At 61.6% G+C, this 4,009-nt stretch carries 3 protein-coding genes; all 3 read right to left on the bottom strand.

Translation table 11 applies throughout. From position 1 onward, the window contains the following. Window positions 1–1,088 (bottom strand): iron-containing alcohol dehydrogenase (locus ACR0BI_RS22130; protein WP_170516222.1); only part of this gene is annotated, 1,088 nt, incomplete at its 3' end. A 67-nt stretch (window positions 1,089–1,155) separates the two neighbouring features. Beyond that, on the bottom strand, window positions 1,156–2,538 hold the full coding sequence (locus ACR0BI_RS22125) for an aldehyde dehydrogenase family protein (protein WP_170516224.1): 1,383 nt from the start codon (window positions 2,536–2,538) through the stop codon (window positions 1,156–1,158). Window positions 2,539–2,666: 128 nt separating this feature from the next. Then, window positions 2,667–4,001, bottom strand: a complete 1,335-nt coding sequence (locus ACR0BI_RS22120) for a glutamine synthetase family protein (RefSeq protein WP_480563166.1) — start codon at window positions 3,999–4,001, stop codon at window positions 2,667–2,669. Window positions 4,002–4,009 lie beyond the last annotated feature (8 nt).

Below are 4,009 nucleotides of genomic sequence, written 5' to 3'. Positions count from 1 at the left end.
CCTCCGCATGAGGGGTCGATGATTGCGCCTTGGACCAGTTCGGGGATGGCGGCTTTGGTGACGCCCAGGTCAGAGAGTTTGCGGGGGATGGCGAGGCTGTCGTTGAACTCTTGCACGAAGCTGCGGAAGCCGTCGAAGCCGCCGTCGATGCCCAGATAGGCGGCGGCTTGCTGGAAGCGGTCGGCGATGACTGGCGCGTTGAACTCGAGCACGGCGGGCATGCAGACCGCGTTGGTGGTGCCGTGGTGGGTGTTGAACACCGCGCCGACGGGGTGGCTCATGGCGTGGATGGCGCCCAGGCCTTTCTGGAAGGCGGTGGCCCCCATCGCCGCCGCGCTCATCATCTGGGCGCGGGCTTCGATGTCGGTGCCGTCCGCATAGGCACGTGGCAGGTAGTCCTTGACCAGCCGCATTCCTTCCAGCGCGATGCCCTGAGACATCGGGTGGTAATGCGGGCTGCTGAACGCCTCGACACAATGCGCGAACGCATCCAGACCGGTGCCTGCGGTGATGAACTTGGGCATGCCCACCGTCAGCTCGGGGTCGCAGATCACCACGGTCGGCAGCACCTTGGGATGGAAGATGATCTTCTTGGCGTGGGTTTCAGAATTGGTGATGACGCTGGCGCGTCCCACTTCGGACCCGGTCCCGGCAGTTGTGGGGACGGCGATGATCGGCGCGATGGCATCGGCATCCGCTCGGGTCCACCAATCGCCGATATCCTCAAAGTCCCAGACCGGGCGCGTCTGACCACACATGAAGGCGACCATCTTGCCCAGATCCAGCCCCGAGCCGCCGCCAAAAGCGATCACCCCGTCATGGCCGCCCGCGTTATAGGCCGCAACACCGGCCTCGAGGTTCTGTTCATTGGGGTTCGGGTCCACATCCGCGAACAGACCCCGGCCCAGACCGGCGGTCTCCATGATATCCAGCGTCGCGGTGGTGATCGGCAGGTCGGCCAGCCCCTTGTCGGTGACCAGCAGCGGCTTCTTCATGCCGGCCGCAGCACAGGCTTCGGGCAATTCATTGATCCGCCCGGCCCCGAATTTGATTGCGGTTGGATAAGACCAGTTTCCAACAAGTGACATGTTTGCTTTCCTTCGTGTCAAAAGGCCTGCCCCGGCGAGGGGGTCATTCCGAGGCAGGCCGGCGTCCTTAGCCCGTGACCTTTTTCAGGTGATAGGATTTGGGACGTGTCAGGTTGTGATAGCCAATGACCGACAGACCGCCGCCGCGCCCGGTATTCTTGCAGCCGGTCCAGCACAGGCCGGGATCCAGATAATCGGCCCGGTTCATGAAGACGGTGCCCGTCTCAATCTGGTCACCCACCCGCGCTGCACGGTCCAGATCGCGGGTCCAGAGGCTCGCTGTCAGGCCAAACGCGCTGTCATTCATCAGCCGGGTGGCCTCGTCATCCGAGGACACTTTCATGATGCCCACTACCGGACCAAAGCTTTCATCCCGCATCACCCGCATGTCATGGGTGACATTGGTCAGGATCTGCGGCGTCAGATATGCGCCGCCATCATCCTCGGGGAAAATGTCGATATGGGCCACCGCACCAGCCTCGACCGCCTCGGCAATCTGCGCCCGCACCTCATCGGCAAAGCGCACATTGGCCATCGGGCCAATGGTGGTCTCAGCGTCCAGCGGATTGCCCAGCTTATAGCCCTTCACGATCTCCACCGCCCTGGCGACGAAGTCGTCATACAGGCTTTCATGCACATAAATCCGCTCGATCCCGCAGCAGCACTGGCCCGCGTTGAACATTGCCCCGTCGATCAGCGTCTCAACCGCCGCCTCCAGATCGGCATCGTCCATCACATAACCCGGATCCTTGCCGCCCAGCTCAGTCCCGACGCCGGTAAAGGTGCCCGCCGCCGCGCGCTCCATCGCCTGGCCGCCGCCGACCGAGCCGGTGAAGTTCACGAAGTCGAACGCATTGCCCGCGATCAGATCGTTGGTCACGTCATGGCTCAGAAAGACATTCTGGAACACGTCTTCCGGCACACCCGCTGCATGGAAGGCCTGCGCCATACGCTCGCCCACCAGCAGGGTCTGCGTGGCGTGTTTCAGGATCACCGTATTACCCGCGATCAGCGCAGGCGCCACCGTATTGATCGCCGTCATATAGGGGTAGTTCCACGGCGCCACCACAAACACCACCCCATGCGGGATGCGCCTGATATAGCGCTTGAACGTCTCATCTTCGCCCACCGCGATATCAGCCAATGCGCTTTCGGCAATCCCGGCCATATGGCTTGCGCGCTCGTTGAAGCCGCCGAACTCACCGCCATAGCGCACCGGGCGACCCATCATATGCGCCAACTCGGGCACGATTTCCTCATTCATCGCGCCAACAGCAGCCACACCCGCCATCACGAGATCAATGCGTTCCCGCAAGGGCCGCGCCGCCCAAGCCGCCTGTGCGGCCCGCGCCCGGCCCGCAACCTCAAACGCCGCCTCCCGCGACAACACCTCGCGCTCGGCAAAAACCGACCCATCAATCGGCGAGACACATTGCAACATCTGCCCCATAGTCACTCCATCTCTAAAGAGAGCAGGATCCCTGCTTCATCTGGCCATAAATATCTCGGGGGCCGCCATTGGTGCGCCATTGGTTCGAGCGCCAATGGCGGCGGGGCTGGCCCCTCGCTTTCACCCTCTCAAGCCCGCTCGAACCCGCGGGCAATTTCCCAATCGGTCACCACGCGCTCAAACTCTTCGATCTCAACCTCGGCCGCGCGCGCATAGTGATCGACAACGTCATCTCCCATCGCAGCCCGCAACATCGCCGAGCCATGCAGCGCATCCCGCGCCGCGCGCAGATCGCCCGGGATCATCCCCGTCTCTCCCTGATAGACGTCGCCCGTGGTCGGCGGCTGCAACTCCAGCCCTTCTTCGATCCCAGCGATCCCCGCCGCCAGCATCCCAGCCATCGCCAGATAGGGGTTCATATCCGAGCCCGGGATACGGCATTCCACCCGCACCGCCTTGGTGCCGTCACCGCACAGGCGGAACCCGGCGGTGCGGTTGTCCACCGACCAGATGATCCGCGTCGGCGCAAAGGTCCCCTTCATGAACCGCTTGTAGCTGTTGATGTAGGGCGCCATGAAACAGGTGTAATCGGCGGCGTATTTCAGCAGACCCGCCATGTAGCTTTTCATCACATCCGACATGCCGAGCGGGTCTTTTTCGTCGAAAAAGATCGGCCGCCCCTCGGACCAGAGCGACTGATGCACGTGGCTGGAACTGCCCACTTTCTCATGATGCCATTTCGGCAGGAAGGTCGCGGCATGCCCATGCTGCCAGGCAATCTCTTTCACCGCGTTCTTGGCGATCGAGTGATACTCGGCCGTCTCCATCGCAGGCGCATATTTGATGTTCAGTTCTTCCTGCCCGGTCTCGGCCTCACCTTTCGTGTTCTCGACCGGTATCCCCGCATCCCACAGATGGTTGCGGATCGGGCGCATCACATGCTCTTCCTTGGTGGTCTGAAGGATGTGATAGTCCTCGTTATACCCCGAGATCGGCTCAAGGTCGCGAAAGCCTTCCTTGCGGATCTGATCAAAGCTTTTCTCGAACAGGAAAAACTCCAGCTCGGTGGCGCACATCGCGTCATAACCCATCGCCTTCAACCGGTTCACCTGACGCTTCAGGATCGAGCGCGGCGCGTGTGGCACTTCTTCATGCGTGTGATGATCCAGCACATCGCACATCACCATCGCCGTGCCTTCCAGCCACGGTACAGGGCGCAGAGTGCTCAGATCCGGCTTCATCACATAATCGCCATAGCCCCGCTCCCAACTGGTCGACGCATACCCATCCGGCGTCCCCATCTCGAGATCCGTCGCCAGCAGATAATTGCAGCAATGTGTCTCTTCCCACGCACCCGCAACAAAATGACCCGCATGAAACCGCTTGCCCATCAAACGGCCCTGCATGTCAACCAGACAAACCAATACCGTATCAATCTCGCCAGACGAAACCTCAGCCTTCAAATGCTCAA

It is taken from the genome of Ruegeria sp. E5, from assembly GCF_056534105.1.
Note: the sequence above shows the minus strand (reverse complement) of the source record. Positions and strands in the feature narration are given on the sequence as shown.